Source organism: Mesorhizobium sp. M0676 (assembly GCF_040320535.1).
GTDB lineage: Bacteria > Pseudomonadota > Alphaproteobacteria > Rhizobiales > Rhizobiaceae > Mesorhizobium.
In genome coordinates, this window is sequence record NZ_JAMYPU010000001.1 from 228,351 (window position 1) to 243,857 (window position 15,507).

Consider the following 15,507-nt stretch of genomic DNA (forward strand, 5'->3'; position numbering starts at 1 on the left):
AAAGAAACCAGCGCGCGCCGTCAAACGGGGAGGGGCTGTCGATGAAAATCGGCATGTGCATGTTTTTGTGGACGACTTCCGTGTCTAAGAAACACGAGCCGTTGCTGCGCGACATCAAGGCGACCGGCTTCGACGGCGTCGAGATACCGATCTTCTCAGGCACGCCAGAGGACTACAAGAACCTTGGCGATCTGCTCGACCGCATCGGGTTGGAGCGCACGGCTGTTACGGCGATGGGCGACCCGGCGATGAATCTGATTTCGCCGGATGCCGCGACCCGCAAGGCCGGCATCGGCTACATGAAATGGGCGATCGATTGCGCCCAGGCGCTCGGCGCGAGTACGCTGAGCGGGCCGCTGCATTCGACGCTCGGCGCCTTCTCCGGCAGCGGGCCGACCGCTGCCGAGAAGAAGCGCTCGATCGCCTCGCAGCGCGCCATTGGCGATCATGCCGGCAAGCGGAACGTTACCATCGGGTTGGAGGCGCTCAACCGTTTCGAGTGCTATCTGCTGAACACGATGGCCGATCTGTCCGAGCACGTCGATGCCATCGACCGGCCGCACATCAAGGCGATGTACGACACCTTCCACGCCAATATCGAGGAAGCCGACCCGATCGGCGCCTACATGAAGCACCGGCGGAATGTCGTGCACATCCACATTTCGGAGAACGATCGCGGCGTGCCGGGGCGCGGGAACATTCCGTGGAAAGAGACTTTCGCGGCCATCCGCAAGAGCGGCTATGACGACTGGCTGACGATCGAGGCGTTTGGCAGATCGCTGAAGGATCTGGCGGCGGCGACCAAGGTGTGGCGGGATTTTTCCGAGACGCCGGAAGCGGTTTATCGCGAGGGATACAGGCATATCAGGGATGGGTGGAAGCGGGCGGCTTAGCCGCTCACTTCCTCATCCACGGGCGGAGCGGGAGCGCAGCGCACGCGGAGACCCGAGGACCCATGCCGCGACTGTCGCGCGCCGCAGCGGTGCAGGTAGGAGATGCGAATGGACGCCTCTTTTTGCACCGCTGGATTCTAGCGCAGACGTCACCGAATGAATCCTCGGGTCTGCGCCGCGTCGCTTCGCTCCTTGCTCTGCCCATGGATGAGGAAGCGACGGGCCTTTTCGCAAATCGCCGCGGTATGCGATCTGCCTTAACTCGGCACTTTCGCTCCACTAGATTTTTTCGGATGTCTTACCCCACCTCGATCACAGCCTTGATCAACCCCGATTTCTCATGCGCCCAGCGGGTGAGATCATCCGGCGTGCCGGCCAGCGTGGTGCGGTGGGTGACGAGTTTTGCCAGAGGCACGGCGCCGTTGCGTATCGAGGCGGCGACGTGGTCGAAATCGACTTTCAGCGCGTTGCGGCTGCCGATCAATGTCATTTCGCGCTTGTGGAATTCCGGATCGGAAAAGACGATGTCGTCCTTGACGACGCTGACCAGCACGAGCGTGCCACCATGCGCGACATGGGCGAAGGCCGACTGCACCGAGGCGGTGTTGCCGGTGGCGTCGAAGACGACGTCGAACCCTTCGCCGCCGGTTGCGTCGCGCACCAGTTCGGCTGCCGCTTTTTGTGAACCGCCGAGCGTGGCGAAGCCGAGTTCGCCTTTTGCAAAATCCAGCCGCTCCGTGCTCATGTCGAGCAGGCTGACATCGAGCCCGGCGATGCGCGCAAACAGCGCTGCGCCAAGGCCGATCGGCCCGGCGCCGATGACCAACGTGCGGGCGCCTGGTTCGGCGCGGGCACGCCGCACGGCATGCGCGCCGATGGCGAGGAATTCCACCGCCGCCGCGTCGGCCAGCGACAAGCCGTTTGCTGGATAGAGATTCCGTGCCGGCACCAGGATCTGCTCGGCCATGGCGCCGTCGCGATGGACGCCAAGCACTTCGATCCTGACGCAGCAATTCGGCTTGCCGTGCCGGCAGGCGATGCATTTTCCGCAAGCGAGATAGGGATTGATGATGACGGGCTCGCCCACGGCAAGGTCGACATCTTCGCCGGTCTCGACGACGGCGCCCGACACTTCGTGGCCCATGATGCGGGGATAGGCGAGGAACGGGTGCTTGCCTTCGAAGATGTGGTAGTCGGTGCCGCAGATGCCGACATGGCTGACGGCGACCAGCGCCCAGCCGGCAGGCGGCGCTCCTGGCGCCGGCCGGTCTTCCAGGACAAGCTCGCCGGGCGAGCGGCAGACAACAGCTTTCATTCGGCAATTCCAGTGTTCAAAAAGGCGCCGGTCCGTTGTTGAGCGGACCGACACGGAAGGTCAGGGAGGATTACTTGCCGCGACGGCGCAGGCCGTCGAAATAGACGATGATGATGATCAACGCGCCGGTGATGATGCGCTGCCAGAACGAGTTGACGTTGAGCAGATTGGCACCGTTGTTGATGGTGGCCAGGATGAAGGCGCCGAGCAGCGGGCCATGCACCGAGCCGACGGCGCCGAATAGCGAAGTGCCGCCGATCACCGATGAGGCGATCGCCTGCAACTCCCAACCTTCGGCCTGGGTCGGGTTGCCGATGCCGATGCGCGCCGCCAGCAGCACGCCGACGAAAGCCGCGCATAGGCCCGACAGCGTGTAGGCCATGTAGATGGTGCGCTGGACATTGACGCCCGAGAGGCGCGAAGCCTCGGCATTGGATCCCACGGAGAAGAGATAGCGGCCCCAGCGGCTGTGGTGCAGGAAGATGTAGGCTGGGATACCGACCAGGATCACCATCCAGAACAGATTGGGGATGCCGACAAAGGAACTGCGCGAGAACGCGGTGAAGCTGTCGCTGTTGATGTTGATCGAATTGCCGTTGGTCATCAACAGGCCGATGCCGCGCAACGAGGTCAGCGTCGCCAGCGTGATGATGAAGGGCGGCAGGCCCATCTTGACGATGCCGAAGCCATGGAACAGGCCGATGGCAACGCCGACCAGCAGCGTCACCAGAATGGCGACCCAGATCGGGAAGCCGGCATTGATCATCATGGCGACAATGACGGTGGCGAAGCCGACCACGGCGCCGACCGAGAGGTCGATGCCGCCGGTGATGATGACGAAGGTCTGGCCGACCGCCATGATGGCGATCATCGAGCCCTGCCGCAAAAGATTGGCGATGTTGTTGGAGGAGGCGAAGCTCGGCGTCGCCACCGACAGCACGATCCAGAGCAGAACCAGCAACGCCAGAAGCGTCAGCCCAAACAGGACGTTGTAGTTCCGTTTCGGTTTTTCGATCGCGATGGTTTCGATGCTCATGGTTCCTCCCGTTTCTTGTTTGTCAGCCGATCGCCTGTGTCAGCACGTCTTCGTGGCTGGCGGCGCGAAAGCCATGGCTGGCGACCAGTTTGCCCCGCCGGAACACGTGCAGCGTATCGGCGAGCTCATAAACCTCGGGCAGATAGGACGAGATCAGGATGATGCCGGCGCCCTTGGACAACAGTTCCCCGAACAGGCGGTAGATCTCGGCCTTGGTGCCGACATCGACGCCGACCGTAGGCTCGTCGAAGATGAACAGCTTAGCGCCGTGCGCCAGCCATTTGCCGATGACGATCTTCTGCTGGTTGCCGCCGGACAGGCTGGAGGCCAGGGCGCCGCGTGTTTGCGTTTTGATGCGGAGGCCGGCGATCTGGCGATCGGCTTCAGCCTTTTCCTTCGTGTTCGAAATCAGCAGGTTGTTGGAGATGCGCTTGTAGATCGGCAGGTTGAGGTTGAGGCCGACCGGCAGGTTCAGGCACAGGCCCTGGTCGCGGCGGCTTTCTGGCGCCAGCGCCATGCCGAGCTTGATCGCGTCGTGCTCGGAATTGATGTGGACCGGCTTGCCTTGCCAAAGGACCTGTCCGGCCGACTTCTTGTGGCGGCCATAGAGCGTGGTGACGAACTCGCTCCGCCCGGCGCCGATCAGGCCATAGAGCCCGACGATCTCGCCGGCGCGCACCGTCATCGAGACGTCTTCGAAACCCTTGCCCGACAGGTTTTTCGCTTCAACGATCACGGCACCGGGGGTGAAATGCTCCTTGTGATAGACTTGCTCGATCGAGCGGTTGATCATCATCTTGACCAGCTCGGCGTCATTGGTCTCGGCAATGTTGCGAGTGCCGACCAGCGTGCCGTCGCGCAGCACCGAGACGCGATCGGCGAGTTCGAACACCTCTTCCATGCGATGGCTGATGTAGATGATGGTGACGCCTTCGCCCTTGAGCCTGCGGATCAGCGTGAACAGCTGGTCGGCTTCCTTGCGGGTGAGATAGGCGGTCGGCTCGTCGAAGATGAGGAATTTGGTGCCGCGCACGGTGGCGCGGGCGGCGGCGATCAGCTGCTGCTGGCCGATGGTGAGGTCACCCAGCATGACATGCGCCGGCAGGTCGAAGCCGAGACCGTCGATGATCTTCTGCGCTTCCTTGACCATGGCGCGCTGCTGCAGGATGCCGAAGCGCGAATTCTCCTCGCCGAGGAACATGTTGGCGGCGACGGTGAGATGGCGACAGAGCACGACCTCCTGATGCACGGCGTTGATGCCCAGCGCCATTGCCTCGTGCGGGGTTGCCAGCGCTGCCGGCTTGCCCTCCCAGATGACATCGCCGGAGGTGCGCGGCATGACCCCGGTCAGAAGCTTGATCAAGGTGGATTTGCCGGCGCCGTTCTCGCCGACGATGGCGTGGATCTCACCTGCCTTGAAGGCAAGGTGAACGGGCTTCAGCGCATGCGTGCCGGGATAGCGCTTTTCCAGCCCGTGCAGTTCGAGGATCGTCCTGCCGGGCGCTAGCGTTGGGGCCGGGTGCAGTTCCTGCGCCATGGGCGTCATGACAATCCTCCCAGATTGGCCTTACGATTGGCACGTCGCGATGCAGTCAAGCCGCATCGTCGAGGTGATTCAAGCCGGTGGATATTCAAGCTTGTATCCGGTGTTTCCGGGGCGCGAGGCCCCGGAAAGGATTTTTGGTCGACGGGCTCAGAGCTTCGGGTTGAGCAGGGCGTCGATCTTGGGGTCTTTCATGTTTGCCTTGGTCACCAGGTTGGCGCCTGTGTCGACATTGGCCTCGACCTTCTCGCCCTTCGAGGCGGCGAGCGCGGTCTTGATGCCGTCATAGCCCATCCGGTACGGATCCTGGACGACGAGCGCGGAAATGACGCCGTCATTGAGGAACTTGATCAGCTTCTCGTCGCTGTCGAAGCCGACCAGCGCCAGCTTGCCGCCAAGGTTGTTCTCGGCGACAGCCTGACCGACGCCCTGCGCCATGATCAGGTTGGACGCGAAGATGCCCTTGAGGTTCGGGTTGGCGGTGATCAGGTCGGTGGCGATATTGAGACCGGTCGTTGCCTGGCCGTCGGCATATTTGTCCGCGACGAGCTTGAGCCCCGGATATTTCGCGGCCAGCTGCTCGGTGAAGCCCTGCTTGCGCTGCTCCAGCGAACCGGCGCCCGGCGCGTTGGTGATCAGGGCGACGTCGCCCTCGATCTTGCCGCCATTGGCTTCGCCGATGGCTGCTGCAAGACCGTCAGCGGCGACGCGTCCGCCCTGCACATTGTCGGTGGTCAGGAACGAGGTGAACGCCTTGGAGTCGGCGCCGGAGTCGATGCCGATGACCTTGACCTTGCTGGCCGCTTCATCGATCGGCTTGCCGAGCGCCTTGAATTCGGTCGGCGCGATGACGATCGCGGCCGGGTTGCCGGCGACGGCATTCTCGAGGATCGAGACCTGGCCGTTGACGTCGGTTTCAGCTTGGGCGCCGAGTTCGGGTACGTTGACGCCGAGATCCTTGCCGGCCTTGCGGGCGCCGGCCAGGACGATCTGCCAGTAGAAGGACGTGGTGTCCTTGACGATGATCGGAATGGTCACGTCCGCCGCCGAAGCGGGCGCCGTGTGCAGCGTGCCGGCAAGCATCGAGGCGGCAGCAAGTGCCACCAGGGAACGGCGGTTGAGAATGCTGGTCACGAATTTCATTAGGAATCCTCCCTAGATCGCCCGGTGAAGGTTGCGGAAGCTCCATTTGGATAGGCGCGGCCCAAACAGACCTTTATCAATAAAAAACAGTTGCCGCTTTTTGATAGTGCATCGGTCCGGCCGACGCAAGCGGTGTTTCATATCGGCCTGCGCATGGCTTGGCTGAGAAGCCTCCCTGCCGATCCTCAGTGCCACGTCCAGACGCTCCCGATCCTCCTTGATCATCATGGAATATTAATTCCACCGTCGAGTCAATATGGAATATTCATTCCTTTTTGAGAACCGTGATTGTGGCGTTTCGTCAGCCGAGCTCCTGCACGATGGTGTAGGGAGCGTAGCGGGCGAATTCCGCTTGCGGCACCTGGACGTCGAACATGTCGAGGTTGCGCGTCAGGTTGGCGGGCTTGGCCGTTCCGGTCAGCACGCTGGCCACGACAGGCTCCTGCAGCGGAAACTGCAATGCAGCCGCCGCCAGCGGATATCCGCCCTCATCAGCGATTTTCTCCATCGCCCCGACACGCTCGAGTATGTCCTGCGTCGCCGGCAGATAATCGAAATGCGCGCCATGCACCGGTCCGGTTGCCAGGATGCCGGAGTTGAAGACGCCGCCGATGATCAGCGAAGTCTGTCGCTCACGACACAGCGGCAGCAACTCGGCTTCAGCCGAGCGGTCGAGCAGCGAATAGCGGCTGGCCAGCAGGATGCAGTCGAGCGGCGCTTCGCGCAGCACGTCGAGGCAGATCTGCACCTCGTTCACGCCGAGCCCATAGGCGGAAATCACGCCGGACGTTTTAAGCTCTTCCAGCGCCTTCAAGCCGCCGTCGATCAGCTGGCGAAAGTGCAGCTTCGTCCTCTCGACGCCATGTGTGTAGGTGCCGATGTCGTGCACAAACAGGATGTCTATCCGGTTCAGCCCGAGCCGGGCATAGGAGAACTCGACCGAGCGCATGATGCCGTCATAGGAGTAGTCGTAGTCGAGCGCGAAGGGCAGCGGGTCGACATAGGAATGATCGGGAACCTGGTCTTCCGGCACCGGGCGGAACAACCGTCCGACCTTGGTCGACAGCACATAGGAATCCCGCGGCTTGTAGCGCAGGAAATCGCCGGTCCGCCGTTCCGACAGGCCGAAGCCATAGAAGGGCGCGGTGTCGAAATAGCGCAGGCCGGCATCCCAGGCTGTCTGCAGCGTCTCCATCGCCGCTTCGCGCGGACAGGCCCGGTAGAGCCCGCCGATCGCCGCCCCGCCGAAGCTTATCTCGGTTACCTCGAGCGCAGTCGTGCCGATGCGGCGTTTGTCCATCCACAGCCTCCCCTTGTGAGCCGTCTTTGCAGCCCGCTTTTTTCGTCGGTGGTTAGAGCGTCGCGCCGAGGTGCCACGGCACGAACTCGTTGTCGCCGTAGCCGAACGCCTCGCTCTTGGTCTTGCGGCCCGATGCCGTCTCGACGATGAGTTCGAAGAGTTCCCGGCCCATGCCGGCGATGGTCTTCTCACCCGAAGCGATGACGCCGCAATTGACGTCCATGTCCTCTTCCATCTGGTGGTACATGGTCGAGTTGGTGGCGACCTTGATCGACGGCGTCGGCCGGCAGCCGAAGCAGGAGCCGCGGCCGGTGGTGAAGACGATGATGTTGGCGCCGCCCGCCACCTGACCGGTCGCCGAGACCGGGTCGTAACCGGGCGTGTCCATGAACACCAGGCCACTGCCGGTGACCTTTTCGGCATAACCGAAGACGCCGTTGAGCGGAGTCTGGCCGCCTTTGGCCACGGCGCCCAGCGACTTTTCCAGGATGGTGGTCAGGCCACCGCGCTTGTTGCCGGGCGAGGGGTTGTTGTCGATCGAGGCGCCGTGCTTGGCGACATGGTCCTCCCACCATTTGACGAAACCGTCGAGCTTCTTGGCGATCTCCGGCGTTGCCGCGCGATAGGCGAGCAGATGTTCGGCGCCATAGATCTCCGTCGTCTCCGACAGGATGCCGATGCCGCCGACGCCGGCCAGGATGTCGACCGCCGCTCCCAGCGCGGGATTGGCGGTGATGCCCGACATGCCGTCGGAACCGCCGCATTGCAGGCCGACGACGATCTCCGAGACTGGGATCGGCTCGCGCTGATACTGGCCGACTTCCTCGGCGATTTCGGCGAGCACGCCCATCGCCTTTGCGACCGATTTGCGCGAACCGCCGGCGTCCTGGATATTGAAATGGCGTTTTCCCGCCGCCGCACCCTTCTGGCCGTAAAGGGTGAGCTGGTTGACCTCGCAGCCGAGGCCGACCATCAGCGCGCCGCCGAAATTCGGGTGGCGGGTGTAACCGGCGAGCGTGCGGTGCAGTACCATCATGCCGTCGCCGGTGCCGCTCATGCCGCAGCCCTGGCCATGGACGATCGGGACGAAGCCGTCGATCCCCGGATATTTCGGCAACAGCACGCGGTTGGCCTCGTCGGCAATGGCGTGGCAGACGGTGGCCGAGCAATTGACGCTGGCGATGATGCCGATGAAGTTGCGCGTGCCGGCACGGCCATCGGCGCGACGATAGCCCATGAATGTCCGGGCGCGGTCAGCTTCGGTGGCATGCTCCGCTTCGCTCGGCGGCACCACCGGCAGACGGCCGGACTCGAAGACCAGATTGTGCGAATGGACGTGGTCGCCGGGCGCGATGTCCTGGGTGGCGCGGCCGATGGCCTGGGCATACTTGACCACCGCCTCGCCGGCGGCGATAGGCTTGATCGCCACCTTGTGGCCGGGCTCGATCAAGGCCGTGGCGACGGCGCCGCCGGGCAGAGGGGTGCCGATCTCGATGCGGCCATTGGCGACCGCGACATTGTCGGCGGGGGACAGAAGAATGCTGTTCGAGGCGTTCACGGGCAGTTTCCTGGGTCTGTTCCTGGGGATGCGCGGATTGACACGCGTCTGTTTACATATAATGTCTTTTATCGTGAAAAAACATTTGTGCGTCAATTGTTTTTTCAGGAGGAGACCATGCGTCCGATGGACGCTTGGCTTGTGGGGAGCGGCGTCTGACACGCAGAGCGTTTGCTCTGCCGGGTGAGAGCCATATGTGATATCGCGCTTCAAGCCAGCCACAGCAAGCGCCGGCGCGCAACGGGGCAGGGATGTCGAAGAGCAACAACGTCTACAAGGACGCTTACAATAGGGGTCTGCGGCTGCTCGATGAGACGCAGAGCCTGCCGTCAGAGCCGGAGCTGGGCACTTTGCTTGGCGTCAGCCGTACCACCGTGCGCACCATTCTGGCGCGCATGGAAGAGACCGGGCTGATCGCGTGGAACAAACGCAGCAAGACAGTGCTCAGGACGCCGAAGCCGGATGATTTCTTCCCCGAGGAGGAGACAGACACACTGGCCCAGATCATCGAGCGGTCGTTTATGCGCAGGTTGCTGGCCGGCGGTGCAGAGGCCGGCATGCAGATCAACGAGCTCGAACTGGCGCGCGAGATCGGCGTCGGCACCACCAGCGTGCGCGAGTTCCTGATCCGCTTCTCCCGCTTCGGCCTGATCGAGAAGCGGCGCAACAGCCACTGGGTGCTGAAAGGATTTACCCGTGCCTTTGCGCTCGAACTCACTGAAATCCGCGAAATGTTCGAGATACGCTCGGCGGCGGCCTTTGCCGCCTTGCCTGGGGATAGTCCGGTCTGGGCGGATCTCGACCGGCTGGAAGACGAGCACCGGCTTCTGGCCAGCGAAATCGCCATCCGCTTCAACGAATTCTCGGAGCTAGACGAGCGCTTCCACCGGCTGATCCACCGGGCGTCGCACAACCGCTTCATCGTCGATTTCTACGACGTCATCGCCATGATCTTTCACTACCACTACCAGTGGAACAAGGCGCAGGAGCGCGAGCGCAACGAAGTCGCGGTTGGCGAGCATCTCGCCTACATCGCGGCGCTGAAATCGCGCGATCTCGGCAAGGTCGACGCCGCCTGCCGCAAGCATCTGAAGTCGGCACGCCACACGCTGTTGACGTCGATCCCGGAAATCGGCGGCCGCCCGGCTTCCTGAGCGCGACGTCCGAAGGGACGTTATGCGCACAAGATCTCTGCCTCATGCGTTATCCCAAACCGCTGCGCACTTTTGTGCGACATGGATCGAACGCGCCGCGTTGCCGCAGCGATGATTTGGCGATTTTCCGCCGACATGCCGCGTGCTAGATATCCACGCGTTGCTGCGTGAAGAGGCAGGTCTTTGGACTTCCGGCGTAAGAGATGGAGCATGACGGCCGCCTTTGTCGCGGCCTGTGTGCTGCTGCTCCAGTCGACGCTCGGCGTGTTTGCCTTCGGCATTGCGCCGGATGCCTCGCAACTCGACGCTTTCGGCAATGTCATCTGCAGCCATGAGGGAGCGGTCAAGCTTCCCGGCGGCGATCCGCACCAGCAGCATATGCCGGCGTGCTGCATGCTCGGCTGCAGCATGGCCTCCATCGCCTATGCGTCGCCAGCAGGCGTCGGCGTGGCGCCGGTGAGCCTGTCTTTTGAAACAGTCGCGTTTCTCCCGCCGGCAGTCAGGCATCCCGACGTCACGCGTGAGCGCTCTCCGGCCAATCCCCGCGCGCCGCCGCTTGCGGGCTGAAAAACCGCCGCTCGCTTCGCGTAACCTGCGCAGGCGATAATCATCCAATGATAAACACGTTCGCAGCCGGACAAAGGCGCGACCTCATATTCATGGAGCCTACCCATGTTCCTTTTTCTTCGTGCCGGCGCGTTGCGCCGCAGTGCCCCTTTCTCCACCACTATCGAGCAGCGTCTCGGCAGCGCCCTCTTCGCCTTTGCACTGTTGTTCGCCGGCCCCCATTCCGTCCTTGCGCATGAGTTCAAGGCCGGTGACATCGAGATCAAGCATCCCTGGTCGCGCGCCACGCCGGCCGGCGCCAAGGTTGCCGGCGGCTATTTCACCATCGTCAACAAGGGCAGCGCGCCGGACCGGCTGCTGTCGATTGCCTCCGATATTTCGGGGAAGGCCGAACTGCATGAAATGGGAGTCAAAGACGGCGTCATGACCATGCGCCCGGTCAGTGGCGGCCTGGATATCCCGGCGGGCGGCAAGGTCACGCTGGGTCCCGGCGCCTATCACGTGATGTTCATGGATCTGAAGCAGCCCCCTAAAGAAGGTCAGATGTTTGCCGCTACGCTGACTTTCGAGAGGGCCGGAACCGTGACCGTCGAGTTTGCCGTGCAAGCCATAGGCAGCGCGCCACCCCTGGAAGACAACGACTGACCAATTATTGCCAATCAATTTTTTCGAGAGGGACCCATCATGAACAAGCATCATTTGCCGGCCGCTGCATTCCTCGTCCTGGGGACAAGTGCCGCCTTCGCCCATATCACGCTCGAAACACAGGAGGTTGCGGTCGGTTCGACCTACAAGGCCGTGCTGCGCGTGCCGCATGGCTGCGAAGGCAAGGCGACGATTGCCGTGCGCGTGCAGATCCCGGAAGGGGTGATCGGGGTGAAGCCGATGCCCAAGCCCGGCTGGACGCTGCAGGTCAAGAAAGGCAAGTACGAGAAATCCTACCAGCTCTATGGCGAGGCGGTGACCTCGGGCGTCAAGGAAGTCGACTGGAGCGGCGGCAGCCTGCCGGATGAATTTTATGACGAGTTCGTCTTCCGCGGCACGTTGGCCGCCGATCTGCCGGCCGGGCAAAAACTCTATTTTCCGGTGGTGCAGGAATGCGATGGCGCCACCACGCGTTGGATAGAGATTCCGGCGGCTGGTCAGGATGAGGATGCGCTGGAAGATCCGGCGCCCGGCCTCAACCTGCTGCCGAAGAAATGATGCATTGGCGGCGCGCTGCTTCGAAGCGGCGCGCCACTGTTTTGGTGGATGGCATGAACGTGGCCTGTTTTCAGCGGATAGAACGGACAGCCGGCAGGTGCTTCGGCCTGCTGGCCGCGATCCTGCTGCTTGCCGTCCTTGCCACGCCAAACCAGGCCTTTGCCCATGCGGCGCTGATCAAGGCCGAGCCTGCCGACGGCGCGGTTATGGAGCGAGCGCCGACGCAATTTTCGCTGACCTTCAGCGAGCCTGTGTCGCCGCTGGTGCTGACCTTGGTGCGGCCCGACGGTACGCCTGTCGCTTTGACCTCGTTTCGGTTGAGCGACCAAACGGTTGAGATCGACAATCCACAAAAGCTCGGGCCGGGCACCCATGTCTTGAGCTGGCGGGTGATTTCCGCCGATGGCCATCCGGTCGGCGGCTCGGTGCTGTTTTCCGTTGGCGCGCCAAGTGCGGCGCCGGCGGTGGGGGAAGCTGTCGATATAGATTTGCGGTCAGCGATCTGGACCGGCAAGGTTCTTCTCTACATCGGGCTTTTCCTCGGCATTGGCGGCGCCTTCGCGCTGACATGGCTGGCGCAAGGCCAGCGCTCAGGCCAGCGCTTCGTCATTGCCGCCATCCTGTGCGGGCTGGTCGCAGCACCCCTGTCGCTCGGGTTCCAGGGGCTGGACGCGCTGGGCGCGCCACTCGCCCGGCTGGCGCAACCGGTGGTCTGGCGGACGGCGCTTGGCACCAGCTTCGGCTGGACGGTGCTGATTTCGCTGGCGGCGCTCGGGCTTGGCCTGCTGTCGTTGGTCGGATCGCGTGCTGGCGCCAGGCCGTTGGCGCTCGCCGGGCTGGCCGGTGTGGGTGCAGCCCTTGCCGCCAGCGGCCATGCCAGTGCAGCCGAACCGCAATGGCTGACGCGGCCTATGGTGTTCCTGCATGGCGCCGGCATCGCTTTCTGGGCTGGAGCATTGCTGCCGCTGGGCCTGGCGTTGAGCAGCCAATCGGTGGAAGCCGGGGCGTTCCTGCGGCGGTTTTCGCGCGCGATCATGCCCGTGGTGGTAGTGCTTGCCGCCGCCGGTGTGGTGCTCGCCATCATCCAGGTGCAGACACCGGCGGCACTGGTCAACACCGCCTATGGCCGGCTGCTGCTGATCAAGCTGGCGCTGCTGGTGTTTCTGTTCACGCTGGCGGCGGTCAATCGATGGCGGCTCACCGCCTTGGCCGAGGCCGGAGCGACGGAAGTGCGGCGACGGCTTAGCCGCTCGATCTCAGTCGAAATGCTGATCGTGCTCCTGATCTTCGGCGTTGCCGCCGGCTGGCGCTTCACGCCGCCGCCACGGGCCCTGGCAATCGCCGCGGCACAACCGACGTCGACCCATATCCACACTATGAAGGCGATGGCCGACATCGACATCACGCCCGGCCATACCGGGGAGGTCACCGCCTCCATCGTCATCATGGATGGCGATTTCGGCCCGCTCGACGCCAAGGAAGTGACGCTGGTGCTGTCCAAGCCCGATTCGGGGATCGAGCCGATCAAGCGTCCGGCGACCAAGCCAGGCGACGGCACCTGGCGCGTCGATAATCTCGTCATTCCGATTCCAGGCCGCTGGACGGCGCGGCTCGATATTCTGGTTTCGGATTTCGAAGTGGTAAAGATCGAAGCGCCGATCGATATCCGCGCCGAGTGATATTCAGCCCGCCTGCGAAGGGCGCTCAGCCGAGTTCCTGGGCTAACCCGATGAGATGCCCTTCCGGCCCGCGGATGTAGCAGAGCCGATACACGTCCTGGTAACGGACGACTTCACCGGCCAGCTGCGCGCCACGCTTGCGGAGCCTTTCAAGCGTGTCGTCGATGTCGTCCACGGTAAACATGACGCGCAGGTAGCCCAGGGCATTGACCGGGGCGTTGCGGTGATCGGCGACGACCGTCGGCGTGAGGAAGCGGGAGAGCTCGAGCCGGCTATGGCCATCCGGTGTGCGCATCATGGCAATCTCGACGTGCTGATCGCCGAGCCCGGTGACACGTCCGGCCCACTCGCCTTCGATCGTCGCCCGCCCTTCCAGTTCGAGGCCGAGCTCGCGAAAGAAGGCAATCGTCTCGTCGAGGTCATCGACGACGATTCCGACATTGTCCATCCGTCTGACTGCCATAAGTTCAACCTAACGTCATATGTTCGATCGGCAAGGCGTCGCCTGGTCACCAACTGACCCTTCCTGACTCGGTCTGACACAACGCAGACGCAACACAATTCGGCGAGGCGGTTGACGTGGCGCGAAAGGCCCGTCAATCATCTCGCCGAAAAATGGGCATCCCGAAAAACGCGGCCTCAACAAAATCCGAAAGCAGGGAAGAAACGATGGAAAAAGCCGAAATAGGCCTGATCGGCCTTGGCACAATGGGCTCCAACCTCGCGCTCAACATTGCCGAGCACGGGCACCGCATCGCCGTCTTCAACCGCACCAAGGCGCGCACCGATGCCTTCCTCGAAGGCGCCGGTTCGCTCAGGGACATGGTGGTGCCCTGCTACAGCCTGGAGGAACTGGCAGCTGCGATCAAGCCGCCGCGCCCGGTCATCATCATGGTGCTGGCCGGCAAGCCGGTCGACGAACAGATCGAAGCGCTGCGCGGCGTGTTGTCTGACAACGATATCGTCATCGATGCCGGCAACGCCAATTTCCGCGATACGATGCGGCGCTTTTCGGAACTGTCGGGCTCAGGTCTCACCTTCATCGGCATGGGCGTATCCGGCGGCGAGGAAGGCGCGCGCCATGGACCGTCGATCATGGTCGGCGGCACCGAAGACTCCTGGAAGCGCGTCGAACGCGTGCTGACCGCGATCTCGGCCAAGTTCAAGGATGAACCGTGCGCTGCCTGGCTTGGCACAGACGGCGCCGGGCATTTCGTGAAAACCATCCACAACGGCATCGAATATGCCGACATGCAGATGATCGCCGAGATCTACGGCATCCTGCGTGACGGTCTCGGCATGGGGCCGAAGGAGATCGGCAAGGTCTTCGAGGACTGGAACAAGGGCCGGCTCGATTCGTATCTGATCGAGATCACCGCCAAGGTGCTGGCCGCCGACGATGCAAAGACCGGCAAGCCGGTGGTCGACATCATCCTCGACCGTGCCGGCCAGAAGGGCACCGGCAAATGGTCTGTCATCGAGGCGCAGCAGCTCGGCATTCCAGCGACGGCCATCGAGGCGGCGGTGGCGGCCCGCGTGCTGTCCTCGATCAAGGATGAGCGGCAGGCGGCCGAAAAAGCCTATGGCAATATCGGCGTCACCAAGATCTCCGGCGACAAGGCGGCACTTCTGAAAGACCTGGAGCTGGCGCTGCTCGCCGGCAAGATCGCCGCCTATGCACAAGGTTTCGCGGTGATGAGCGCCGCCTCGAAGGAGTTCAACTGGAACTTGCCGATGCCGACCATCGCCAAGATCTGGCGTGCCGGCTGTATCATCCGCTCGCAGATGCTCGACACCATGGCGGAAGCCTTCGGCTCGGGCGGCGCGTCCACCAACCTTTTGATGGCGCCGGCTTTCACCACCATGATGCAGGAGGCGCATCCGTCGCTTAGGCGCACCGTTGCCAAGGCATCGGAAGCAGGCTCGCCGGTGCCTGCACTGGCGTCGGCACTTGCCTATTTCGACAGCTACCGCCAGGGCCGCGGCACCTCGAACCTGATCCAGGCGCAGCGCGACTTCTTCGGCGCGCATGGCTTCGAGCGCATCGGCGAGCAGGGCGCTTTCCATGGGCCATGGGGAAGTGGAGCGGCCGGATAGGGTCAGGTGAGGCGGACCT

At 63.1% G+C, this 15,507-nt stretch carries 14 protein-coding genes and 1 pseudogene; 7 read left to right on the plus strand and 8 right to left on the minus strand.

The features are described 5' to 3' along the window. The first annotated feature begins 41 nt into the window (after positions 1 to 41). On the plus strand, positions 42 to 893 hold the full coding sequence (locus tag NKI35_RS01095; RefSeq protein ID WP_023683013.1) for a sugar phosphate isomerase/epimerase family protein: 852 nt from the start codon (positions 42 to 44) through the stop codon (positions 891 to 893). A gap of 298 nt (positions 894 to 1,191) precedes the next feature. On the opposite strand, the gene NKI35_RS01100 is transcribed toward NKI35_RS01095, so the two are convergent. From NKI35_RS01100 to NKI35_RS01130, 7 genes and pseudogenes are all read right to left on the minus strand, one after another. Beyond that, on the minus strand, positions 1,192 to 2,208 hold the full coding sequence (locus NKI35_RS01100) for a zinc-binding alcohol dehydrogenase family protein (RefSeq protein ID WP_352738120.1): 1,017 nt from the start codon (positions 2,206 to 2,208) through the stop codon (positions 1,192 to 1,194). Between the two features lie 70 nt (positions 2,209 to 2,278). Beyond that, complete coding sequence (locus NKI35_RS01105) at positions 2,279 to 3,244, minus strand: ABC transporter permease (protein ID WP_023692012.1); 966 nt, start codon at positions 3,242 to 3,244, stop codon at positions 2,279 to 2,281. After that, a pseudogene (locus NKI35_RS01110) lies at positions 3,242 to 4,790 on the minus strand (sugar ABC transporter ATP-binding protein); the annotation flags it as partial. The gene NKI35_RS01105 and the pseudogene NKI35_RS01110, both read right to left, overlap by 3 nt. Before the next feature lie 147 nt (positions 4,791 to 4,937). After that, positions 4,938 to 5,930, minus strand: a complete 993-nt coding sequence (locus NKI35_RS01115) for an ABC transporter substrate-binding protein (protein WP_023728566.1) — start codon at positions 5,928 to 5,930, stop codon at positions 4,938 to 4,940. A 12-nt stretch (positions 5,931 to 5,942) separates the two neighbouring features. Beyond that, positions 5,943 to 6,158 (minus strand): hypothetical protein, encoded by a 216-nt coding sequence (locus tag NKI35_RS01120; protein ID WP_023728565.1) that lies wholly within the window; start codon positions 6,156 to 6,158, stop codon positions 5,943 to 5,945. 73 nt (positions 6,159 to 6,231) lie between these two features. Continuing rightward, positions 6,232 to 7,230: an aldo/keto reductase gene (locus NKI35_RS01125; RefSeq protein ID WP_352738125.1), complete on the minus strand. Its 999-nt coding sequence runs from the start codon at positions 7,228 to 7,230 to the stop codon at positions 6,232 to 6,234. A gap of 52 nt (positions 7,231 to 7,282) precedes the next feature. Next, the gene (locus NKI35_RS01130; RefSeq protein ID WP_023728563.1) at positions 7,283 to 8,788 is read right to left on the minus strand and encodes a UxaA family hydrolase; all 1,506 of its coding nucleotides are present in this window, start codon (positions 8,786 to 8,788) and stop codon (positions 7,283 to 7,285) included. Positions 8,789 to 9,039: 251 nt separating this feature from the next. On the opposite strand from NKI35_RS01130, the gene NKI35_RS01135 reads away from it, so the two are divergent. The 5 genes from NKI35_RS01135 (at position 9,040) to NKI35_RS01155 (ending at position 13,391) form a co-directional block, all read left to right on the plus strand. Then, a complete protein-coding gene (locus tag NKI35_RS01135; protein WP_023700141.1) occupies positions 9,040 to 9,942 on the plus strand; it encodes a GntR family transcriptional regulator in 903 nt (300 codons plus the stop codon). Between the two features lie 210 nt (positions 9,943 to 10,152). Next, positions 10,153 to 10,509 carry a DUF2946 family protein gene (locus NKI35_RS01140; protein WP_352738127.1) on the plus strand — a complete coding sequence of 119 codons (357 nt, stop codon included), beginning with the start codon at positions 10,153 to 10,155 and terminating at the stop codon, positions 10,507 to 10,509. A 105-nt stretch (positions 10,510 to 10,614) separates the two neighbouring features. Further along, entirely contained in the window at positions 10,615 to 11,154 is a 540-nt protein-coding gene (locus NKI35_RS01145) for a copper chaperone PCu(A)C (protein ID WP_352738130.1), read from the plus strand. Positions 11,155 to 11,193: 39 nt separating this feature from the next. Next, a complete protein-coding gene (locus tag NKI35_RS01150) occupies positions 11,194 to 11,712 on the plus strand; it encodes a YcnI family copper-binding membrane protein (RefSeq protein WP_023700138.1) in 519 nt (172 codons plus the stop codon). A gap of 53 nt (positions 11,713 to 11,765) precedes the next feature. Next, on the plus strand, positions 11,766 to 13,391 hold the full coding sequence (locus NKI35_RS01155) for a copper resistance CopC/CopD family protein (protein WP_023740811.1): 1,626 nt from the start codon (positions 11,766 to 11,768) through the stop codon (positions 13,389 to 13,391). A 25-nt stretch (positions 13,392 to 13,416) separates the two neighbouring features. Here NKI35_RS01155 and NKI35_RS01160 read toward each other — a convergent pair whose 3' ends face one another. Further along, positions 13,417 to 13,854: a VOC family protein gene (locus tag NKI35_RS01160; RefSeq protein WP_352738133.1), complete on the minus strand. Its 438-nt coding sequence runs from the start codon at positions 13,852 to 13,854 to the stop codon at positions 13,417 to 13,419. A 206-nt stretch (positions 13,855 to 14,060) separates the two neighbouring features. On the opposite strand from NKI35_RS01160, the gene gnd reads away from it, so the two are divergent. After that, positions 14,061 to 15,488 carry an NADP-dependent phosphogluconate dehydrogenase gene (gene gnd / locus NKI35_RS01165; RefSeq protein WP_023714135.1) on the plus strand — a complete coding sequence of 476 codons (1,428 nt, stop codon included), beginning with the start codon at positions 14,061 to 14,063 and terminating at the stop codon, positions 15,486 to 15,488. Positions 15,489 to 15,507 lie beyond the last annotated feature (19 nt).